A 20,641-nucleotide genomic window follows, 5' to 3' on the forward strand; every position below is an offset into this window, starting at 1 on the left:
GGCCGCGCCCGCCTCACCGCGGCGGGCGCATCCGGAAGTCGTACTCCGGGGGCAGGGGCCGGTCCGTCAGGGCGGCCCACACCTCGGACAGGGTCTCCTCCCCCTCCCGCAGGTCGGCGATCTCGAAGCCGTCCTCGAAGACCCGCCGGGCCGCGCCCACGTGCCCCTCGGCCGCCAGCAGCCGGGCGGCCAGCAGCCGGAAGCGGCCCTGCTCGCGCAGTGACGGGCGCAGCCGGTCCCAGACGGCCCGCGCCTGCGCCAGGCGCCCCGCCGCGAGCAGGGCGGTCATCGCCTCCCGCCCCAGGGCGGCCTCGGCCGCCGCCCACGGCGCACCGCCCCGGCTCTCCCCCGCCAGGCCCTCGAAGGCCGCCGCGTAGCGGTCGGCGGCCCGCCCGGTGTTCCCGTCCAGCGCGTCGGCCGCCGCCAGGCAGCGCAGCAGCGGCCAGCGCGAGGGCGCCTGCGCCAGCCCGCGCTCCCAGCTGCGCACCGCCTGGGCGACGTCGCCGGCGTGCCACTGGGCCACCCCGAGGTGGTACTCGGTCAGCGGGTCCGCCGGGGCGGTCTCCAGCATGTCCCGCCAGTGCGCGGCGACCAGGCCCGGGCCGGGCGGGGCGTCGGCGGCCGGGGCCGGGAAGACCCCGGTCCGCCACAGCTCCAGCCAGGGCTCCTGCTCCTCCTCCAGGGTGGATTCCGGGAAGGGGGTGCCGGGCAGCTCGAAGCCCCCGCACAGCACCTCCAGGGCGCCCCAGCCCGAGCCGTCCGCCAGCCGCTCCCCCGGTTCGGTGTCGGCGTGCCCGCGCCACGCCTTGTACGCCGCGTCCAGGGTCCCGGCCGGCAGTGCGGCGCCGAGCGCCGCCGAGGCGGCCCCGCGCGCCGCCCCCCAGTCGGCCCCGTGCACCGCCGAGGGCTCCGCCGACAGCGGCCCGTACGCCTCCAGCCAGCTGAACTCCGCCCCGGCGTCCAGCCGAACGTGCTCCAGCTGGGTCCGGGCCAGCCCCGCCTGGATCTCGGCGTAGCCGCCCGTACCGGGCTCCGTCAGCCACTCCTGCCAGCGCCGGCCGCCGGGACCCGCGCCCCACACGAACAGCTTGCGCCCGCGCAGCCGCCCGGTGGAGGCCTGCACCAGGCCGTGCCCGTCGGCGTCGAGGGCTGCGATCCAGGGGCGGTCGGCGTCCTCGCCGAGGACCTCGTAGAAGAAGTCGGCGGGATACGTACTGCCCAGCGGGTACGTCCGGTCGGCGCCCTCCCACTCGGGCACGGGGATCCGCCTCAGCGCCCGCTCGTAGCCGAAGTGCCAGGCCTCCTCGGCGGGCGCCAGGACGCGGGTGCCGGCGCCCTCGGGGACGGCGGTGTTGGGCCACCAGTACACGGGGGCGGGCCGCTCGTGCGGGTTGCGCACGCGCACGCCGACGTACAGGAAGTCGGAGTCCGCGGGCAGCCACAGGTCCACCTGGAAGGGCAGGTCGCGCAGCCGCTCCCACTCCCACAGCCGCACCATCACGTCCCCGTCGGGCGCCGGCACGAGCGCGGCGTGCAAGGGGGCGCAGGACAGGGCGGTGTGCCCGGTGGCGCCGATGTTCCACTCGATGCCGCCGGAGAACCAGGCCCCGTTGAGCGCGAAGTCGGCGGGCTGGAACACCGGGTTGCGGTAGAGGAGTTCGCGGCCGGTCGGAAGGTGGACGAGCGAGTGGATCCGCCCGCCGAGCCCGGGCAGCACGGTGACGCGCAGCCGCCCGTTCTCGATGACGACCGCCTCGAACTGCCGCTCCGCGCGCCGCCGTCCGTACCCGTCGCGGATCCGGACGGGCAGCAGGGAGCGCAGCGGCTCGTAGCCGATCTGGCGCGCCATGTCGCGCGGCAGCCCCTGGCGCGAACGGCCGTCCAGTTCGTGCACCCCGTCGGGGGCGCGCAGCGCGGGCAGCGGGTTGTCGGAGCCCAAGGGGGCGGCGGGGAGGGTCAGCTGGGCACGTCGGACTGTGGTGGCCATGGGGAAATGGAACACTCGCGTGCGGCCCGTGCACAGGGGTTCCGCACATCACCACCGGTCAGGATTACGCAAAGCCAGGAAACGGGGGCGGCGCGTCAGGAGGGGACGGTCAGGGCCCAGCGTTCGTGGTCGCGCCAGGCCCCGTCGATGTAGAGGAACTCCGGCGAGAGCCCCTCCAGGCGGAAGCCCCGCCCGCGGACCAGGGAGATCGACGCGGCGTTGCCCGGCTGGATGTTCGCCTCCAGGCGGTGCAGGCCGAGACCCTCTCCGAAGGCGTGCGCCAGCAGCAGGTCGAAGCCCTCGCCGAACAGCCCGCGCCCGGCGGCGTGCGCGAAGGCCCCGTAGCCCAGCGCCCCGCACTGGAAGGCGCCGCGGACGATGTTGTTGACGTTGACGAACCCGGCGATGTCCCCCGTGGCCAGCTCGCAGACGAGGAACCCGCCCCCGGCGCTCCGGGCGGCCGCGTAGGGCTCGTACTCCTCCAGGGTCGCGGGCGGGAACAGCCAGGGCCGGTGCAGCTCGCGGCTCTCGCGCACCCGCGCGGTGAACTCGGGGCCGTCGGCGGCGCGGAAGGAGCGCAGACCGACCCGGGCGCCCGTACTGACGTACTCAGCGGTATATGGCATCGCCCCAGGTTAGGCACTGTGGCAGCATCCCGGTGTGATCACCCCGAACACTCCCGAGCAGCTGCTCGCCGCCGCCGCGCGCAACAACGCCGAGTGGTGCGCCGCCGTTTCCCGCAGCGGTCACTTCCGCGACTCGCTCTGGTGCAGCCCGCGCCGCACCCCGCCGCTGTACCCCGACGCCGTCACCCTCGCCCCGGACGCGTCGGCCTCCGACGTGGTCGCCGGGGTCGACACCGCCGCCCCCGGCTGCTCCGTGAAGGACAGCTTCGCCTCGCTCGACCTGGCCCCGGCCGGCTTCGAGGTGCTGTTCGAGGCGCAGTGGATCCACCGTCCGGCCGGGGAGGCCGCTCCCGCCGCGCCGACGGGCGGCCGGCTGGAGTGGGACGAGCTGGAGGGCCCCGGGGAGCTGGTGGCCTGGGAGTCCGCCTGGGACGGCGAGGAGAGCACCGGCCTGTTCCACGAGGGGCTGCTGCGGGAGGGCATCATCTTCCTGGCGGGCCGTGACGGGGCCCGGATCACCGCCGGGGCCGTCGTCAGCACCGGCGGCGGGGTCGTCGGCGTCTCGAACGTGTTCGCCCATGACGACGCGGACGCCGACGCCGTCTGGGCGGCCGCCCTCGACGCGGCAGCCCGCCACTGGCCGGGCCTGCCGGTCGTGGGCTACGAGCACGGGGAGGACCTGGAGACCGCCGTACGCGCCGGGTTCACCCCGCTCGGCCCGCTGCGGATCTGGCTGCACACGGCTTAGGGCCGCCCCTCACTCCGTACGCAGTTCCAGGCGGGGCACGTCGCCGCGTTCGATGCCGAACACCTGCGTGTAGAGGGAGAGTTCGGCTTCGAGGGCGCGGACCATCGTGTCCGCGCGGCGGAAGCCGTGGCCCTCGCCCTCGAAGGTGAGGTAGGCGTGCGGGACCGCCGGTTCGCGGCCGCGCAGGGCGGCCAGCAGGCGTTCGGCCTGGGCCGGCGGGCAGACGGGGTCGTCCAGGCCCTGGAGCAGGACGAAGGGGGCCTCGATCCGGTCGGCGCGGGACACCGGGGAGCGTTCCCGGCAGCGCAGCGCCAGGGTGCCCGGGGGGCCGGCCAGGCCGTCGGCGTAGTGCGACTCCAGGTCGTGGGTCTCGGCGGCGAAGCCCCTCAGGTCGAGCACCGGGTAGATGACCGCCGCGCAGGCGTACAGGTCGGTGGCGGCCAGGGAGGCGGCCGCCGTCCAGCCGCCCGCGCTGCCGCCGCGGATCGCGAGCCGGGCGGGATCGGCGGTGCCCTCGGCGGCCAGCGCCCGGGCCACGGCCGCGCAGTCCTCCACGTCGACCACGCCCCACTGCTCGCGCAGCCGCTCGCGGTAGGCGCGGCCGTAGCCGGTGGACCCGCCGTAGTTGACCTCGACGACGCCGATGCCGCGCGAGGTGAAGTAGGCGATGTGCAGGTCCAGTACGGGCGGCACGTGCTCGGTGGGGCCGCCGTGCGCCCACACCACGTACGGGGGCAGCTCGTCGTCGGGTGCCCGCAGGGCGGGATGGTGCGGCGGGTAGACGTGGGCGTGGATCTCACGGCCGCCGGGGCCGGGGAAGGTGCGGCTCTGCGGCTCCGGGTAGTAGGCCGGGTCCACCGGGTCGGCGGCCCGGGCCCCGACGACCCGGGCGTGCCCGGTGGCGGTGTCCAGCTCGACGACCTCGTAGGCGCTGCGCGGGCTCGCGGCGACCCCGTAGACGCGGGTGCCGCTGACGGCCAGGGCCGGCTGCCAGGCCGTCCAGGGCCCGGCCGCGTCCACCAGGTCCCCGGTGTCGGGGTCCAGGACGCCGAGCACCGAGGAGCCCTGCCCGTGCAGTACGGCCACGGGCCCGTCCGGCAGCGGCGCCAGCCAGGTCAGCCCCGGCTTCCACAGGGCGCCGCCGAACTCCTCCTCGCGGGGGCACAGGTTGACCGCCTCCCCGCTGTCCGGGTCCACCCGGTACGGGTTCCACCAGCCGGTGCGGTCGCTCACCGCGAGCAGGGTCCCGTCGGCCGCCCACGCCACCTGGGCCACGGCCTCGTCCGGGCCTCCCAGCACGGTGCGGGGGGCGCCGAGCGTCCCGTCGGGGCGTACGGCGGCCAGCTGGAGTTCCGTGCCGTCCCAGGGCATCCGGGGGTGGTCCCACACCAGCCAGGCCGCGCCGCGCCCGTCCGGGGAGAGCTTCGGCCCGGTGCGGAAGCGGTGCCGGTCGTCGGTGAGTTCCCGTACGGCGGACCGGTCGGCGGCGGCGGAGCCGTCCAGCGGTACGGCGGCCGCCACCCGGCGCAGGTCGCCCGGGGCGGGGCCGGTGAACTCCTCCAGCACGCACCAGACCTCGCCGCCGCGCAGCACCGGGTCGGCCCAGCGCAGGCCGCCGCCGACCGCCGAGACGGGGGTGAGCGGACGCGGCCGGGGGCTGCCGGGGGCGTCGGGTTCGTACGCGTACAGCCGCTGGTCGGCGTGGTGGACGAAGACCACCACCGGTCCCCGGCCGGGCTGTTCGGCGCCCGCCCAGGGCAGGCCCCCGTACTCGGTGAGGCGGCTGCGCACGTTCCACGGGGCGGGCAGTACCGACCGGGCGGCGCCTCCGTCGGCGGGCCGGCGCACCAGGGTGCGGCGGCCGCCCTCGCCGGGGCGGGGCTCGGTCCACCAGACCTCGGCGCCGATGGTGCCCACGTACTCGGGGCGGCCGTCGTGCGCGGCGGCGTGCGCGGCGGCGATCGGGGAGGGCCAGCTGCCGTAGGGGCCCCCGACGGCGGCGGCCGCCATCACCGGGCTCCCATCACAGGGCCCGCAGCGCGCGGTCGAGGACGCGGACCCCGAAGTGCAGGGCGTCGACCGGGACCCGCTCGTCCACGCCGTGGAAGAGGGACCAGTAGTCGAAGCCCGGCGGCAGCTTGAGCGGGGAGTAGCCGTAGCCGGTGATGCCGAGCCGGGAGAACTGCTTGGCGTCGGTGCCGCCGGCCATGCAGAAGGGGACCACGTGGCCGTCGGGGTCGAAGTGCTCGACGGACTCGCGCAGGATCCCGTACGTCCGCCCGTCCACCGGCGCTTGGAGGGCCACCTCCCGGTGCTCGAACTCCCAGTGCACGTCGGGGCCGGTGAGCCGGTTCAGGGTGTCGGCGAACTCCGCCTCGCCGCCGGGCACGGTGCGTCCGTCGACGTAGGCGGTGGCGTGGCCCGGGACGACGTTGAGCTTGTAACCGGCGCTGAGCATGGTCGGGTTGGAGCTGTTGCGGACGGTCGCCTCGACCAGGGCGGCGGCCGGGCCGAGCTTGCCGAGGAGGCCGTCCAGGTCGGTGCCGGGGGCGCGCGGGTCGAGGGTGAGGCCCTGGAGGGCGGCGAGTTCGGTGATGCAGGCGGTGACGGTGTCGGTGAGGCGGACCGGCCAGTCGTACTCTCCGATGCGGGCCACGGCGGCGGCGAGCCGGCTGACGGCGTTGGCCCGGTTGGGCTTGGAGCCGTGCCCGGCGGTGCCGTGCGCGGTCAGCTTGAGCCAGGCGGTGCCGCGTTCGCCGGCGGCGATGGGGTAGAGGGCCTGGCCTGGCCGGGGGTGCACGGTGAACGCCCCGGACTCGCTCAGGCCCTCCGTGCAGCCTTCGAACAGGTGCGGGTGCTCGTCGGCGAGGAAGCCGGACCCGTCGACCGCGCTGGCCTCCTCGTCGGCGGTGTAGGCGATGACGACGTCCCGGCGCGGCCGTACGCCGTGGCGCGCCCAGGCGCGTACGACGGCCAGCACCATCGCGTCCATGTTCTTCATGTCGACCGCCCCGCGGCCCCAGACCACTCCGTCGCGGACCTCTCCGGAGAAGGGGTCCACGCTCCAGTCGGCGGCCTCGGCGGGGACCACGTCGAGGTGGCCGTGGACGAGCAGGGCGGGTGCGGAGGGGTCGGTGCCCTCGATCCGGGCCACCACGTTGGTACGGCCCGGCGTCCGCTCCAGCAGTACGGGTTCGAGCCCGGCTCCGGCGAGCCGCTCGGCGGCGTACTCGGCGGCGGGCCGCTCGCGGCAGTCGCCGCCGCCGCGGTTGGTGGTGTCGATCCGGATCAGACCGGAGGTGAACTCGACCACCTCGGCGAGGGCCGCCGCGTCGATGGCGGCCCCGCCCGGGGCCGCGGCTTCTTCGTGGGCGGTCCCTCGGGGAGCGCCTTCCACCCGGTGCATGTCAGCCATACTGCTCCTCCACGGCCGCCGAGACGACCGTCGTGACCGCTTTGAAGGTCCGGATCCCCTCGTACATCGTCTCGCTGGTGTACGCGACCCTGCGCTCGCCGGAGCGCTCGACGCCCGGGACGACGGTCGCGGCCATCGACAGGTGCTCGGCGTCGAACTCGACCTCCACGGCGAAGGGGCCGCCGCGCACGGGCTCGTGCCGGACCGCGAGCTTGGCCGCCTCGGTGGCGGCGGCGCGGATGTCGGCGGCGGTGCGGGCCGGGGTACGGCAGACGGCCGCGTAGCGCGAGACGTGGTCCTTGACGGCGACGGTGCGTGCGTCGGGGGCGTATCCGGCGGCGTCGGCGCAGGTCAGGTCGTCGCCGGTGACGAGGATGACGGGGACCCCGTACTCGGCGACCACGTGGGCGTTGAGGACGCCCTCGCTCGCGCGCAGGCCGTCCAGCCAAACGCCAGTGATGGAATTGGCGAGGTAGGTGTGGGCGAGGACGCCTTCGCTGCCGGCGCCGGTGTGGTAGCCGACGAAGGCGATGCCGTCGACGTCGCCGTGCTGGACCCCCTCGACCATGGAGAGGGACTTGTGCCGGCCGGTGATCATCTCGGCGCGGGCGTCGAGCTTCTCCAGGAGGAGGTTGCGCATGGTCCAGTGGGCCTCGTTGACGAGGACCTGGTCGGCGCCGCCGTCGTAGAAGCCGAGTACCGCCGCGTTCACGTCGGAGGTGAACATGCCCCGGCAGCGCTCCCATTGCGGGGTGCCGGGCAGTACGTCGGCGGGCCAGGTGACGCCCGTGGCGCCTTCCATGTCGGCGGAGACGAGGATCTTCATCGGGCCCCCCGGTGGGTCGGGTCGCGGAGCCCCACCCTAGCCGCCCGGCACGTTCGCGGCCCCGGGCCACGCCCGGGCCGGGGGCGGCTCACGCCGGCCCGGATTTCCACCCGAACCGGTGAGCCGTCCCCGGGCGTTGTCCCGCCGGCGGCTCGGGGGGCGCTGTCAGGCGCCGACTTCCTTGGCCAGGTTCTCGAGCACGGTGTCGTAGATGCGGCCGAGGCCCTTGGGGGCGAAGGTGCGCTCGAAGAAGCCGCCGATGCCGCCCGCGCCGTTCCACACGGTGCTGACCACGGCGCGGGAGCGGCCCTCGCCGGCCGGGGTGACGGTCCAGGTGGTGACCATGGAGGAGTTGCGGTCCTTCTCCACGAGCTGGCCGTCGGTGGGCTCGGTGACCTCCAGCAGGCAGTCCCGTACGCGCTTGCTGGTGGCCTGGAGCTTCCAGTGGACCAGCGTGCCCTCGCCGTCCCCGCCCTCGCGTACCTCGTACTCGCTGAAGTGCTCGGGGAGCAGCTTGTTCCGGGTGCCGGTGTAGTCGGCCAGCGCGTCGAACACGGTGTCCGCGTCGGCCTCGATGATGCGCTCCGTGGTGGCTTCGACCTGCGCCATGCCTGTTCCTCCAGCAGTCGTGAACGTTGCGGCGGCAAGCCAATCACCTCCGGGGCGGGCGCCCAAATCCGCCCTCGTCCGCCGGACGGCCCCGGCCGGTGGCGCGAGCCCCGGCCGGAGGGACGTACCCCTGCCGCCCTGACCGTCCCTCAGGAGAGGAGGCCGAGGAGGGAGCCCAGGGCGATGGTGGCGAAGTTCACGTCGTAGTCGTACGAGTTGCCGCTGCCGATGATGCTGCCGCCGAGCCCGTCGCCGCCGAGGGCCGCGGCGTTGGCGGCGGTCGTCGAGACGCCGCAGACGACGATCGCGGCGACCGTCACCAGGGAGGACTTGAGGAGGTTGCGCATTTCGACTCCGTTCGTGAGTGGTCGGAACGCCGGTTGCCTTCCCGGTGGGGAGGGCCGGACGGCGTCGGACGCGGGCGGGCAACCCCTTCGGTGCACCGACTAGGGCCACTCGCACCACCGCCGGAAGCGCCCCGTGCGGTGCCGTCCGCACGATCATGGGAACGTTTGTTCTATTCTCGGGTCCCCGTCACCGAGGAGGCATCCATGCGCTGGGAGAATCTGACCGGGGCGCCGGGCAGTGGTCCGGCCGCCCTGTTCGGGGCCGGCTCCGTCGTCACCCGCACCATCGACACCCCCGAGTTCCGCGGGATCACCTTCCACGAGGTCCGGGCCCGCTCGATCGTGAACCGGGTGCCCGGGGCATCGCGGATGCCGTTCGAGTGGACCGTCAACCCCTACCGCGGCTGCAGTCACGCATGCGTCTACTGCTTCGCCCGCAAGACCCACGGCTACCTCGACCTGGACACGGGGCTCGGCTTCGACTCCCAGATCGTCGTCAAGGTCAACGCCCCGGAGCTGCTGCGCCGCGAGCTGGCCGCCCCGCGCTGGAGCGGCGCGCACATCGCGATGGGCACCAACGTCGACTGCTACCAGCGCGCCGAGGGCCGCTACCGGCTGATGCCGGGGATCATCGGGGCGCTGCGGGAGCACGCGAACCCCTTCTCGATCCTCACCAAGGGCACGCTGATCCTGCGCGACCTGCCCCTGCTGCGGGAGGCCGCCGAGGTCACGGAGGTCGGCGTCTGCGTCTCCGTCGGGTTCACCGACACCGGCCTGTGGCGGACCGTCGAGCCCGGCACCCCCTCCCCCGCCGCCCGGCTGGCCGCCGTACGGGCCCTGACGGACGCCGGCCTGGAGTGCGGGGTGCTGATGGCGCCGGTGATCCCCTTCCTCGGCGACTCCCCCGAGCAGCTGCGGGCGACCGTCCGGGCGATCGCCGCGTCCGGGGCGGCCTCCGTGACACCCCTGGTACTCCATCTGCGGCCGGGCGCGCGCGAGTGGTTCACGGCCTGGCTCGGCCGGCACCACCCGCACCTGGTCGAACGGTACGAACGGATGTACGCGGGCGGGTCGTACGCGCCCACCTGGTACCAGCGCCGGATCACCCGCCAAGTCCACGAGCTCGCCGCCGAATTCGGCATCGGCCCCGCCCGGCGCGGGCGGCCCCGGGCGACCGCCGCGCCGGAGCGGCCGCCCGGTCCGGCCCCCGCCGGTCCGACCCAGCTGACCCTGCTGTGACCCCTCCGCGCGCACCGCCCGTGACCCGGACGCCTCCCGACGGGTCATCACATCGGGCCAATGCGCGGCCCAATCCCGCCTTCCCGCCTCGGTTTCCGGGACGATTCCGCCCAGAACCCTCGGCTGGGAGGCCCCATGCTCCACCCCTCGAAGCTGCGACCCGCGAAGAAGCGGGCCGCCGTCCTGCTGGCGATCTCCACCGTCGCCGCCGCCCTCGCGACCCCCCTCACCGCGGCGCCGGCCGCTCCCGCCGAGGCGCCCGCCCCGGCCGCCGCCGGCCTGCGCTGGACCGGCTGCGCGACCCCCCGCTACCCGACGCTGCAGTGCGCCTCCCTCAAGGTCCCGCTCGACCACGAGCAGCCCGCCGGGCGGCAGATCTCCCTGGCCCTGACCCGCGTCCCGCACACCGCCGCGACCTCCCAGGGGCCGCTGCTGGTCAACCCCGGCGGCCCGGGCGGCAGCGGCCGCTCGCTGGCGGGGTTCATCGCCTCCGCCCTGCCCAAAGACGTGGCCGCCCAGTACGACGTGATCGGCTTCGACCCAAGGGGCGTGGGCAAGAGCGAGCCCGCCCTCGACTGCGGGTCCGGCCACTTCAACCCCGTACGGCCCGACTCGGTGCCCCGGGACGGGGCGACCGAGCGGGCCAACCTGGAGCGGGTGCGTGCCTTCGCGGTGTCCTGCCAGGAGAAGCACGCGGACGTGCTCCCGTACGTGGGCACCGTCTCGGCGGCCCGCGACCTGGAGGTGCTGCGCACCGCGCTGGGCGCGCAGAAGCTCAGCTACTTCGGCTACTCCTACGGCACCTACCTGGGCGCCGTGTACGCCAAGCTCCACCCGGACCGGGTGCACCGGCTGGTGCTGGACTCCGTGGTCGACCCGGGCGGCGTCTGGTACCAGGACAACCTCGCGCAGGACCTGGCCTTCGACGCCCGCCACAAGGCGTTCCTGGCCTGGGTGGCCCAGTACGACTCCACGTACCACCTGGGCACCGACCCGGCCCGGGTCGAGGAGCGCTGGTACGCGATGCGCGACGCGCTGCGCGCCGCCCCGGCGGGCGGGAAGGTGGGCCCGTCCGAGCTGGAGGACACGTACATGCCGGGCGGCTACTACAACGGCTACTGGCCGTCCCTGGCCGAGGCCTTCGCGGCGTACGCGGTGAAGCAGGACCCGAAGCCGCTGGTGGCGGCGTACGAACGGCTGGGCGCGGTGGAGCCGTCGGCGAACAACAGCTACAGCGTGTACACGGCGGTGCAGTGCCGGGACTCGGCGTGGCCGAGGGACTGGAACCGCTGGCGGGCCGACATGTGGCGCACGCACGCCAAGGCGCCCTTCATGACCTGGAACAACGCCTGGTACAACGCGCCGTGCGCGTTCTGGCCGACGCTGCCGCTCGAAGCCCCGGACGTGACGAACACGGCACTGCCGAAGGCGCTGCTGTTCCAGGCGACGGAGGACGCGGCGACCCCGTACGAGGGCGCGGTGAGCATGCGGGACAAGCTGGCGGGCTCGGCGCTGGTGGTGGAGGAGGGCGGCGGCAACCACGGCATCGCCCTCAGCGGCAACAAGTGCCTCGACGAGAAGCTGTCGGCGTACCTGAGGACGGGTCAGGCGGCGGACGCGACCTGCCCGGCGCAGCCCGCCCCGAAGCCGGCCGCAGCGACCCGCGCGGTGCCGCCCTCGGCGGGCGGTGCGGCCCTGCACGGGCTGCTGGGCTTCCGGGGCTGACGCCGGGCGTGCAAGATCGTCCGCATGACCACTCCTTCTTTCGATGACAACCACCTCACCCGGGTCGCCGCGCCCGAGGGCGTCAGCCCGGGCACCGGGTACAGCCACGTCGTCTGGGGCACCGGGCGGTTCGTGGCCGTCTCGGGGCAGTGCGCCTTCGACGAGAAGGGCGCGGTGGTCGGCGAGGGCGACCCGGCCGCGCAGGCCCGGCAGGTGTTCGAGAACCTGCGGCGGTGCCTGGCGGCGGCCGGGGCGGGCTTCGAGGACGTGGTGAAGCTGACGTACTTCGTCACGGACGTGGCCCACCTGCCGGCGGTCCGGGCGGCCCGGGACGAGGTGATCGCCCCGGACCGGCTGCCGGCCTCCTCGGCGGTCCAGGTCGCGGCCCTGTTCCGGCCGGAGCTCCTGCTGGAGGTCGAGGCCTTCGCGGTGGTCCCGGCGGCGGGCTGAGGGGGCCGCTGCGCGGGGCCCTCAAACGCCGGCGAGGCTTGTTCAGCCGCGCCGGCGATTGGGGCGAGAACGGTTGGAGGGCGGGTAGGGGACCGGCCCCGCGCAGCGGCAGACCCGCCCCCGCCCGGCAGGGCTCAGGCGTCGGGATGCCGGGTCATCAGGCGGTTCAGGGCGTCCGTCGCGGCCAGGGCGAGCCGGGGGTGGGCCTGGGCGCGGACCAGGACGTCGCGGGCCCGGGTGTCGGCCAGGGTGCCGAGGCCCTCGACGCAGGCCAGGGCCACCCGCCAGTACGGGTCGTGCGGGGCCAGCAGCCGCGACAGGGTCTTGATCAGGGCCGGGGCGGACTCCGGTGCCCGCAGCGCCGTGAGCAGCCGGACCGGGTGCAGGGCGTAGGCCGTGCGCAGGGAGTTCGTCGCCAGGGCCGCCGCCGCGCGGGCGGTGCGCGGGTCCCCGAGGACGCCGAGTGCCTGCGCGGCGGCGGCGCAGCGGGCCGGGTCCCGGTGGTTGAGCAGCAGGACCAGGGGCTCGAAGGCCCGCCGGTCCCCCGCCATCCCGAGCCGGTAGGCGGCCAGTTCCCGGGCCCACAGGGGCAGCCCGGCCGAGGTCAGGGAGGCGGCCAGGGCGTCCGGCGCCGCCGCGAGCAGTTCCGCGTACGCGGCCGACCCGTCGGCCTCCGCCCGCAGGCGTTCCAGCACGTCGTTCACCCCGCCACCCTAGGGGTCCGCGGCCACCGGCAGGCGGGGTTCCGCGGAGCCCGTTGATCGATGATCGATGATCGGTACATTTGGGCGGTACAGGTCACATCTCCGCGCTCTGGCGGACCAGTTACCGGCCGGTTAATCTCGCTCCAACACGTACGGACGCGGCCTGGTGACGCAGCCGCCCCGTACCAGTCGGTTCGTTCCGCTCGACCGTTTCACCCGTACGGCTGGACCCCGGGACAGGGTTCCGCCGTTCCGCCCGCCGCGCCCCCATCCCTCTCGGGCGCACCGCCGGGCGTGCTCCGCACGGCTCTTCCGTACGGCATCCGCGCGCGCTGTGCGCCGCGCGCTCCCCCAGTCGTCACCCTCTTCCACTGGAGTCCCGCGATGGACCTTCCGTCCACGTCCAGTCAGTCCTCCCTCCGCACCGTCGCCGTCGTCGGCCTCGGCACCATGGGCACCGGCATCGCCGAGGTGCTCGCCCGGGCCGGCCGCGAGGTCATCGGCATCGACGTCAGCGAGGCCGCCACCCGCCGTGCCGCCGGGGCCCTCGCGGCCGCCACGGCCCGCTCCGTGGCCAAGTACAAGCTCACCGAGCAGGAGCGCGAGGCGGTCCTGGCCCGCTTCCGCACCTTCACGGACCTCGGCGCCGCCGCCGAGGCCGACCTCGTCATCGAGGTGGTCCCGGAGGACTACGACCTCAAGCACCGGATCATCGGCGAGCTCGACGCGATCGTCCGGCCCGACACCGTGCTCGCCACCGGCACCAACGCGCTGTCCGTGACCCGGCTCGCCGCGGAGTCCCTGCACCCCGAGCGGGTGCTGGGCATGCACTTCTTCAACCCGGCCCCGGCGATGAAGCTCGTCGAGATCGTCTCCAGCGTGCTGACCGCGCCGACGGCCGTCGAGGCGGTCACCGAGCTGGCGGTGGAGCTGGGCAAGCAGCCCGTCGCGGTCGGCGACCGGCCCGGCTTCGTCGCCGACGGCCTGCTCTTCGGCTACCTCAACCAGGCCGCCGCGATGTACGAGGCCAAGTACGCCTCCCGCGAGGACATCGACGCGGCGATGAAGCTGGGCTGCGGCCTGCCGATGGGCCCCCTCGCCCTGCTCGACCTGGTCGGCGTCGACACCGCGCGCACCGTGCTGGAGGCCATGTACGCCTCCTCCGGCGACCGGCTGCACGCCCCGGCGCCGATCCTGGGCCAGCTCGTCGAGGCGGGCCTGACCGGGCAGAAGGCCGGACGCGGCTTCTACACGTACGAGGCCCCGGGCAGCCCGGTGGTCGTCCGCGACCTCCAGACCCCGCTGGACGGGTCCCTGCTGGGCGCGGGCCGTCCGGTCTCCTCGGTCGGTGTGGCCGGCTCCGGGACCATGGCGAGCGGTATCGCGCAGGTCTTCGCGCAGGCCGGCTACGACGTGGTCCTGGCCGCCCGCAGCGAGGAGAAGGCCGAGGCCGCGAAGGCCGCGATCGGGAAGTCCCTGGGCCGTGCGGTGTCCAAGGGCCGACTGACCGAGGAGGCCGCCGCGCAGACCCTGGGCCGGATCACCCCGGCCGGGTCGCTGGAGGCCTTCGCGGACGTGGACCTGGCGGTCGAGGCGGTCGCCGAGGACCTGGAGGTCAAGCAGCAGCTCTTCGCGGGCCTGGACAAGGTCTGCAAGCCGGGCGCGGTGCTGGCCACCACCACCTCCTCGCTGCCGGTGATCGCGGTCGCGCGTGCCACTTCGCGCCCGCAGGACGTGATCGGCATGCACTTCTTCAACCCGGCCCCGGCCATGAAGCTGGTCGAGGTGGTCCGGACGGTCCTGACGGCCGACGACGTGCACGCCACGGTCCGCGAGGTCTGCGCCAAGGTGCGCAAGCACCCGGTGGACTGCGGGGACCGGGCCGGGTTCATCGTGAACGCGCTGCTGTTCCCGTACCTGAACAACGCGATCAAGATGGTCGAGCAGCACTACGCGGGGATCGACGACATCGACGCCGCGATGAAGCTGGGCGGCGGCTACCCGATGGGGCCGTTCGAGCTCCTCGACGTGGTCGGCCTGGACGTGTCGCTCGCCATCGAGAAGGTCCTCTACCAGGAGTTCCGCGACCCCGCCCTGGCGCCGTCCCCGCTGCTGGAGCACCTGGTGGCGGCGGGCTGCCTGGGCCGGAAGACCGGCCGCGGATTCCGTGAGTACGCCCGCCGGTAGGCCGGGCCCCGATCAGGATGCGTGGGGAGGGCTGCTCGGGTCCGCCGGACCCTCACGGCGGACGTACCCTTCCGAGCCCAGTGCGGGCCCTCCCCCGCATCCACCCCCCTCCCACCCCCCTCCGGCGCGCGCGCCTGCGCGAATGAAGTACTTTCGCTCTATGTCCCAGCCCGCCAAGACCTCACCCCGCGCCGCGTCGGCCGCCGACTCCCAGGAGAGCGCGGCCGGCACCCGGGCGGCCGCCCAGCGGCTCAAGATGCGCCGCGAGCTCGCCGCCGCGGCCATGGAGCTCTTCGCGACCAAGGGGTACGAGGCCACGACGGTCGACGAGATCGCCGCGACCGCCGGGGTGGCGCGCCGGACCTTCTTCCGGCACTTCCGCTCCAAGGAAGAGGCGATCTTCCCGGACCACGACGACACCCTGACCCGCGCGGAGGCCGTCCTGGACGTGGCTCCGGCGCACGAGCACCCGCTCGACACGGTGTGCCGGGGGATCAAGGAAGTCATGAAGATGTACGCCGCCTCGCCGGCGGTGTCGGTGGAGCGCTACCGGCTGACCCGCGAGGTGCCGGCGCTGCGGGAGCGGGAGATCGCCTCGGTCGCCCGCTACGAGCGGCTCTTCACCCGCTACCTGCTCGCCCACTTCGACGAGACCGACCACCACGACGGCAACGACGATCCGCTGCTCGCCGAGGTGGCCGCCTCCGCGGTGGTGACCGCGCACAACCACGTGCTGCGGCGCTGGCTGCGGGCCGGGGGCCAGGGTGACGTGGAGGCGCAGCTGGACCACGCCTTCGCGATCGTCCGCAAGACCTTCGGGTCGGGGATCGGCGCCGGCCGCACGCCGGGCGCGAGTACCGGGGCCCCGCAGGCGACGGTGCGCACCGAGGGCGAGGTCCTGGTCGCGGTGGCGCGTACGGACGCTCCTCTGGACGAGGTCATGCGGACCATCGAAGAGGCACTGAAGAACAAGTAGGCGACACGCGTCACAGCGGCCGCTCCCGTTCCGGGGGCGGCCGCTTTTCTTTGTCCGAGTTGCCCCTACTCTCCGGTAACTCTGATCGATCATCGCTCATCTGCGCAGGTCAATCGGCAAGTGAGAGAAACTTTTGGCACGCAGTGCCTTGCCGAGTGACACGGGGTGCCATACGTTGAGTCCCGTCCGGATGTCCCCGCGGCCCGCACCCACTCGGTACGGAACGCGCCCCGGATGCCTGCGTCACCAGGCCCCGCTCGCCCTCACCACAGGCGCGACAGCACCACAGCTCCGCCGGACCGACGGCACCCCGCAGCAGCACACCACACGTAACCGCGCACCGCGCATCCCTCAGCGCACCCTCATCAGCGCTCGCCGGAGGCAATACCGTGAAGGACATCCTGGACGCGATTCAGTCGCAGTCCGCCACCGCCGCAGACTTCGCCGCACTGCCGCTCCCCGACTCGTACCGCGCGATCACCGTGCACAAGGACGAGGCGGAGATGTTCGCGGGGCTCACCACCCGCGAGAAGGACCCGCGCAAGTCCCTGCACCTGGACCAGGTCCCGGTTCCGGAACTCGGCCCGGGCGAGGCCCTGGTGGCCGTCATGGCCTCCTCGGTCAACTACAACTCGGTGTGGACCTCGATCTTCGAGCCGGTTTCCACCTTCAACTTCCTGGAGCGCTACGGGCGCCTGTCGGAGCTCACCAAGCGCCACGACCTCCCGTACCACGTCATCGGCTCCGACCTCGCGGGCGTCGTGCTGCGCACCGGCCCCGGCGTCAACTCCTGGAAGCCGGGCGACGAGGTCGTCGCGCACTGCCTCTCGGTCGAGCTGGAGTCCTCGGACGGCCACAACGACACGATGCTCGACCCCGAGCAGCGCATCTGGGGCTTCGAGACCAACTTCGGCGGCCTGGCGGAGATCGCCCTCGTCAAGTCCAACCAGCTGATGCCGAAGCCGGACCACCTCAGCTGGGAGGAGGCCGCCTCCCCCGGCCTGGTCAACTCCACCGCCTACCGCCAGCTGGTCTCCCGCAACGGCGCCGGCATGAAGCAGGGCGACAACGTCCTGATCTGGGGCGCCAGCGGCGGCCTCGGCTCGTACGCCACCCAGTTCGCGCTGGCCGGCGGCGCCAACCCGATCTGCGTCGTCTCCTCCCCGGAGAAGGCGGAGATCTGCCGGAAGATGGGCGCCACGGCCGTCATCGACCGCAACGCCGAGGGCTACAAGTTCTGGAAGGACGAGCGCACCCAGGACCCGCGCGAGTGGAAGCGCTTCGGCTCGAAGATCCGCGAGCTGACCGGCGGCGAGGACATCGACATCGTCTTCGAGCACCCGGGCCGCGAGACCTTCGGCGCCTCCGTCTACGTCACCCGCAAGGGCGGCACGATCACCACCTGCGCCTCGACCTCGGGCTACATGCACGAGTACGACAACCGCTACCTGTGGATGTCCCTCAAGAAGATCATCGGCTCGCACTTCGCCAACTACCGCGAGGCGTGGGAGGCCAACCGCCTGATCGCCAAGGGCAAGATCCACCCCACCCTCTCGAAGGTCTACTCCCTGGAGGAGACCGGCCAGGCCGCCTACGACGTCCACCGCAACCTCCACCAGGGCAAGGTCGGCGTCCTCGCCCTCGCCCCCGAGGAGGGCCTCGGCGTCCGCGACCACGAGATGCGCGCCAAGCACCTCGACGCGATCAACCGCTTCCGCAACGTCTGAGATCCCACTCAAAGGCCATAAGGATCGCCTGAGATGACAGAGCGCCAGAAGGACCGTCCGTGGCTCATGCGGACGTACGCCGGCCACTCCACGGCCGAGGCGTCCAACGAGCTGTACCGCCGCAACCTCGCCAAGGGCCAGACCGGCCTGTCGGTCGCGTTCGACCTCCCGACGCAGACCGGCTACGACCCCGACCACATCCTCGCCCGCGGCGAGGTCGGCCGGGTCGGGGTCCCGGTCTCCCATCTGGGCGACATGCGGCGGCTGTTCCAGGACATACCCCTGGAGCAGATGAACACCTCGATGACGATCAACGCCACCGCCATGTGGCTGCTGGCGCTCTACCAGGTGGCCGCCGAGGAGCAGGGCGCGGACATCTCCCAGCTCCAGGGCACCACCCAGAACGACATCGTCAAGGAGTACCTCTCGCGCGGGACGCACGTCTTCCCGCCCGGGCCCTCGCTCCGCCTGACGACGGACATGATCGCGTACACGGTCAACCACATCCCGAAGTGGAACCCGATCAACATCTGCAGCTACCACCTGCAGGAGGCCGGGGCCACGCCGGTCCAGGAGATCTCGTACGCGATGTCCACCGCGATCGCCGTCCTGGACTCGGTGCGCGACTCGGGCCAGGTGCCCGAGGAGCGCTTCGGCGAGGTGGTCGCCCGTATCTCCTTCTTCGTGAACGCGGGCGTCCGCTTCATCGAGGAGATGTGCAAGATGCGCGCCTTCAGCCGGATCTGGGACAAGGTCACCAAGGAGCGCTACGGCATCGAGAACGCCAAGCAGCGCCGGTTCCGCTACGGCGTCCAGGTGAACTCGCTCGGCCTGACCGAGGCGCAGCCCGAGAACAACGTCCAGCGCATCGTGCTGGAGATGCTCGCGGTCACCCTCTCCAAGGACGCCCGCGCCCGCGCGGTGCAGCTGCCCGCCTGGAACGAGGCGCTGGGCCTGCCCCGGCCCTGGGACCAGCAGTGGTCGCTGCGCATCCAGCAGGTCCTGGCCCACGAGAGCGACCTGCTGGAGTACGAGGACATCTTCGCCGGCTCCCACGTCATCGAGGCCAAAGTCGACTCCCTGGTCGCCGACTGCCTGGCCGAGATCGACCGGATCCAGGAGATGGGCGGCGCCATGGCCGCCGTCGAGTCCGGGTACCTGAAGTCCCAGCTGGTCTCCTCGCACGCCGAGCGGCGTGCCCGGATCGAGGCCGGCGACGACAAGATCGTCGGGGTGAACTGCTTCCAGCAGACCGAGGAGAACCCGCTCACCGCCGACCTCGACGGGGCCATCATGACCGTCGACCCCGCGGTGGAGGCGTTCACCGTCGAGCGGATCACCCGGTGGCGGGCCGAGCGGCAGGAGTCCTCGGACCGGCAGGGGAACGGCGACCCGTTCGTGTTCCCCACCGCCGGGCAGGCCCTGGACCGGCTGAAGGAGGCCGCCGCCGGGACCGAGAACCTGATGGAGGCCACCCTGGAGTGCGCCCGCGCCGGTGTCACCACCGGTGAGTGGTCGAGCGCACTGCGCGAGGTCTTCGGCGAGTTCCGCGCCCCGACCGGGGTCTCCTCGGCCCCGGTCGCGGTCACCGCCGAGGCGGGCACCCCGCTGGCCCTCGTCCGTGAGAAGGTCTCCCGGACGGCGGACGAGCTGGGCTCCGGCCGGCTGCGCCTGCTGGTCGGCAAGCCCGGCCTGGACGGGCACTCCAACGGCGCCGAGCAGATCGCCGTACGGGCCCGGGACGCCGGCTTCGAGGTGGTCTACCAGGGCATCCGGCTGACTCCCGAGGAGATCTCCTCGGCGGCTCTGGCCGAGGACGTGCACTGCGTGGGACTGTCCATCCTGTCCGGTTCGCACAGCGCGCTGGTCCCGGACGTCCTGGAACGGCTGCGCACGGCGGGGGCGGGCGACATCCCCGTCATCGTCGGGGGCATCATTCCGAACGCCGACGCCGTCTCGCTGAAGGCCGCCGGGGTGGCCGCCGTGTTCACCCCGAAGGACTTCGGCATCACGGAGATCATCGGCCGTATCGTCGACGAGATCCGCAAGGCCAACAAGCTCCACCCTCTCAACATCGCTGAAAGCACGGAGGTCCCCGCATGACCACGCCCCTCTCCCCCGTGAACCGGCTGCGTCCGCGCCGCTCCTGCCTCGCGGTCCCGGGCTCGAACCCGCGGTTCCTGGAGAAGGCCCAGGGCCTGCCGGCCGACCAGGTCTTCCTGGACCTGGAGGACGCCTGCGCCCCGCTCGCCAAGGAAGGCGCCCGCCACACGATCGTGGACGCGCTGAACAACGGCGACTGGACCGGCAAGACCCGCGTGGTGCGCGTCAACGACTGGACCACCCACTGGACGTACCGCGACGTCATCACCGTCGTCGAGGGCGCCGGCCAGAACCTCGACTGCATCATGCTGCCGAAGGTCCAGGACGCCCAGCAGGTCGTCGCGCTGGACCTGCTGCTGACCCAGATCGAGAAGACCATGGGCTTCGAGGTCGGCAAGATCGGCATCGAGGCGCAGATCGAGAACGCCAAGGGCCTGGTCAACGTCGACGAGATCGCCGCCGCCTCGCCGCGCCTTGAGACCATCATCTTCGGCCCGGCCGACTTCATGGCCTCGATCAACATGAAGTCCCTGGTCGTGGGCATGCAGCCGCCCGGCTACCCGGCGGACGCCTACCACTACATCCTGATGCGGATCCTGATGGCGGCCCGTACGCACAACCTCCAGGCGATCGACGGCCCCTTCCTCCAGATCCGCGACGTGGACGCCTACCGCGAGGTCGCCGGCCGCGCCGCCGCCCTCGGCTTCGACGGCAAGTGGGTGCTGCACCCCGGCCAGGTCGACGCGGCCAACGAGGTCTTCTCCCCCTCCCAGGAGGACTACGACCACGCCGAGCTGATCCTCGACGCCTACGACTGGTGCACCTCCGAGGCGGGCGGCAAGAAGGGCTCCGCGATGCTCGGCGACGAGATGATCGACGAGGCCAGCCGCAAGATGGCCCTGGTCATCGCCGGCAAGGGCCGGGCCGCCGGCATGCAGCGCACCACCAAGTTCGAGATCCCGGGAGCCTGAG

Annotated in this window: 17 protein-coding genes; 9 read left to right on the plus strand and 8 right to left on the minus strand. The window is 73.3% G+C overall.

Translation table 11 applies throughout. The features are described 5' to 3' along the window. Positions 1-13: 13 nt before the first annotated feature. Positions 14-1,987 carry a DUF5107 domain-containing protein gene (locus ACZ597_RS16025; RefSeq protein WP_471329715.1) on the minus strand — a complete coding sequence of 658 codons (1,974 nt, stop codon included), beginning with the start codon at positions 1,985-1,987 and terminating at the stop codon, positions 14-16. Positions 1,988-2,082: 95 nt separating this feature from the next. After that, a complete protein-coding gene (locus tag ACZ597_RS16030) occupies positions 2,083-2,613 on the minus strand; it encodes a GNAT family N-acetyltransferase (RefSeq protein WP_471329718.1) in 531 nt (176 codons plus the stop codon). Between the two features lie 37 nt (positions 2,614-2,650). Here ACZ597_RS16030 and ACZ597_RS16035 point away from each other — a divergent pair, with 37 nt between their 5' ends. Then, positions 2,651-3,361: a hypothetical protein gene (locus ACZ597_RS16035; protein ID WP_471330131.1), complete on the plus strand. Its 711-nt coding sequence runs from the start codon at positions 2,651-2,653 to the stop codon at positions 3,359-3,361. 9 nt (positions 3,362-3,370) lie between these two features. On the opposite strand, the gene ACZ597_RS16040 is transcribed toward ACZ597_RS16035, so the two are convergent. The 5 genes from ACZ597_RS16040 to ACZ597_RS16060 form a co-directional block, all read right to left on the minus strand. After that, positions 3,371-5,371, minus strand: coding sequence for a prolyl oligopeptidase family serine peptidase (locus ACZ597_RS16040; RefSeq protein ID WP_471329721.1), 2,001 nt, complete (start codon positions 5,369-5,371; stop codon positions 3,371-3,373). A gap of 13 nt (positions 5,372-5,384) precedes the next feature. Then, positions 5,385-6,767, minus strand: a complete 1,383-nt coding sequence (locus tag ACZ597_RS16045) for a M20/M25/M40 family metallo-hydrolase (protein ID WP_471330134.1) — start codon at positions 6,765-6,767, stop codon at positions 5,385-5,387. A 1-nt stretch (position 6,768) separates the two neighbouring features. Continuing rightward, entirely contained in the window at positions 6,769-7,602 is an 834-nt protein-coding gene (locus ACZ597_RS16050; protein ID WP_471329724.1) for a M55 family metallopeptidase, read from the minus strand. A 165-nt stretch (positions 7,603-7,767) separates the two neighbouring features. Continuing rightward, complete coding sequence (locus ACZ597_RS16055) at positions 7,768-8,211, minus strand: SRPBCC family protein (protein ID WP_469115181.1); 444 nt, start codon at positions 8,209-8,211, stop codon at positions 7,768-7,770. A gap of 149 nt (positions 8,212-8,360) precedes the next feature. Then, positions 8,361-8,558 (minus strand): hypothetical protein, encoded by a 198-nt coding sequence (locus ACZ597_RS16060; protein WP_471329727.1) that lies wholly within the window; start codon positions 8,556-8,558, stop codon positions 8,361-8,363. A 204-nt stretch (positions 8,559-8,762) separates the two neighbouring features. Between ACZ597_RS16060 and ACZ597_RS16065 the strand changes: the two genes are divergently transcribed. The 3 genes from ACZ597_RS16065 (at position 8,763) to ACZ597_RS16075 (ending at position 11,972) form a co-directional block, all read left to right on the plus strand. Next, entirely contained in the window at positions 8,763-9,797 is a 1,035-nt protein-coding gene (locus ACZ597_RS16065; RefSeq protein ID WP_471329729.1) for an Rv2578c family radical SAM protein, read from the plus strand. Positions 9,798-9,932: 135 nt separating this feature from the next. Further along, positions 9,933-11,522 carry an alpha/beta hydrolase gene (locus tag ACZ597_RS16070; protein WP_471329734.1) on the plus strand — a complete coding sequence of 530 codons (1,590 nt, stop codon included), beginning with the start codon at positions 9,933-9,935 and terminating at the stop codon, positions 11,520-11,522. Between the two features lie 24 nt (positions 11,523-11,546). Continuing rightward, positions 11,547-11,972 (plus strand): RidA family protein, encoded by a 426-nt coding sequence (locus tag ACZ597_RS16075; RefSeq protein WP_471329735.1) that lies wholly within the window; start codon positions 11,547-11,549, stop codon positions 11,970-11,972. 134 nt (positions 11,973-12,106) lie between these two features. On the opposite strand, the gene ACZ597_RS16080 is transcribed toward ACZ597_RS16075, so the two are convergent. Further along, positions 12,107-12,676 (minus strand): HEAT repeat domain-containing protein, encoded by a 570-nt coding sequence (locus ACZ597_RS16080; RefSeq protein WP_471329738.1) that lies wholly within the window; start codon positions 12,674-12,676, stop codon positions 12,107-12,109. Between the two features lie 384 nt (positions 12,677-13,060). Between ACZ597_RS16080 and ACZ597_RS16085 the strand changes: the two genes are divergently transcribed. The 5 genes from ACZ597_RS16085 (at position 13,061) to ACZ597_RS16105 (ending at position 20,640) form a co-directional block, all read left to right on the plus strand. Next, positions 13,061-14,863 (plus strand): 3-hydroxyacyl-CoA dehydrogenase family protein, encoded by a 1,803-nt coding sequence (locus tag ACZ597_RS16085; protein ID WP_471329741.1) that lies wholly within the window; start codon positions 13,061-13,063, stop codon positions 14,861-14,863. A gap of 160 nt (positions 14,864-15,023) precedes the next feature. Continuing rightward, complete coding sequence (locus ACZ597_RS16090; protein WP_471329744.1) at positions 15,024-15,839, plus strand: TetR family transcriptional regulator; 816 nt, start codon at positions 15,024-15,026, stop codon at positions 15,837-15,839. Positions 15,840-16,228: 389 nt separating this feature from the next. Next, entirely contained in the window at positions 16,229-17,566 is a 1,338-nt protein-coding gene (gene ccrA / locus ACZ597_RS16095) for a crotonyl-CoA carboxylase/reductase (RefSeq protein ID WP_427710802.1), read from the plus strand. 33 nt (positions 17,567-17,599) lie between these two features. After that, positions 17,600-19,669: a protein meaA gene (locus ACZ597_RS16100; protein WP_471329747.1), complete on the plus strand. Its 2,070-nt coding sequence runs from the start codon at positions 17,600-17,602 to the stop codon at positions 19,667-19,669. Then, complete coding sequence (locus tag ACZ597_RS16105) at positions 19,666-20,640, plus strand: HpcH/HpaI aldolase/citrate lyase family protein (RefSeq protein WP_427710806.1); 975 nt, start codon at positions 19,666-19,668, stop codon at positions 20,638-20,640. Before ACZ597_RS16100 ends, ACZ597_RS16105 begins: the two co-directional genes overlap by 4 nt. Position 20,641: the final 1 nt, after the last annotated feature.

This window comes from Streptomyces sp. NPDC040718, assembly GCF_055593565.1.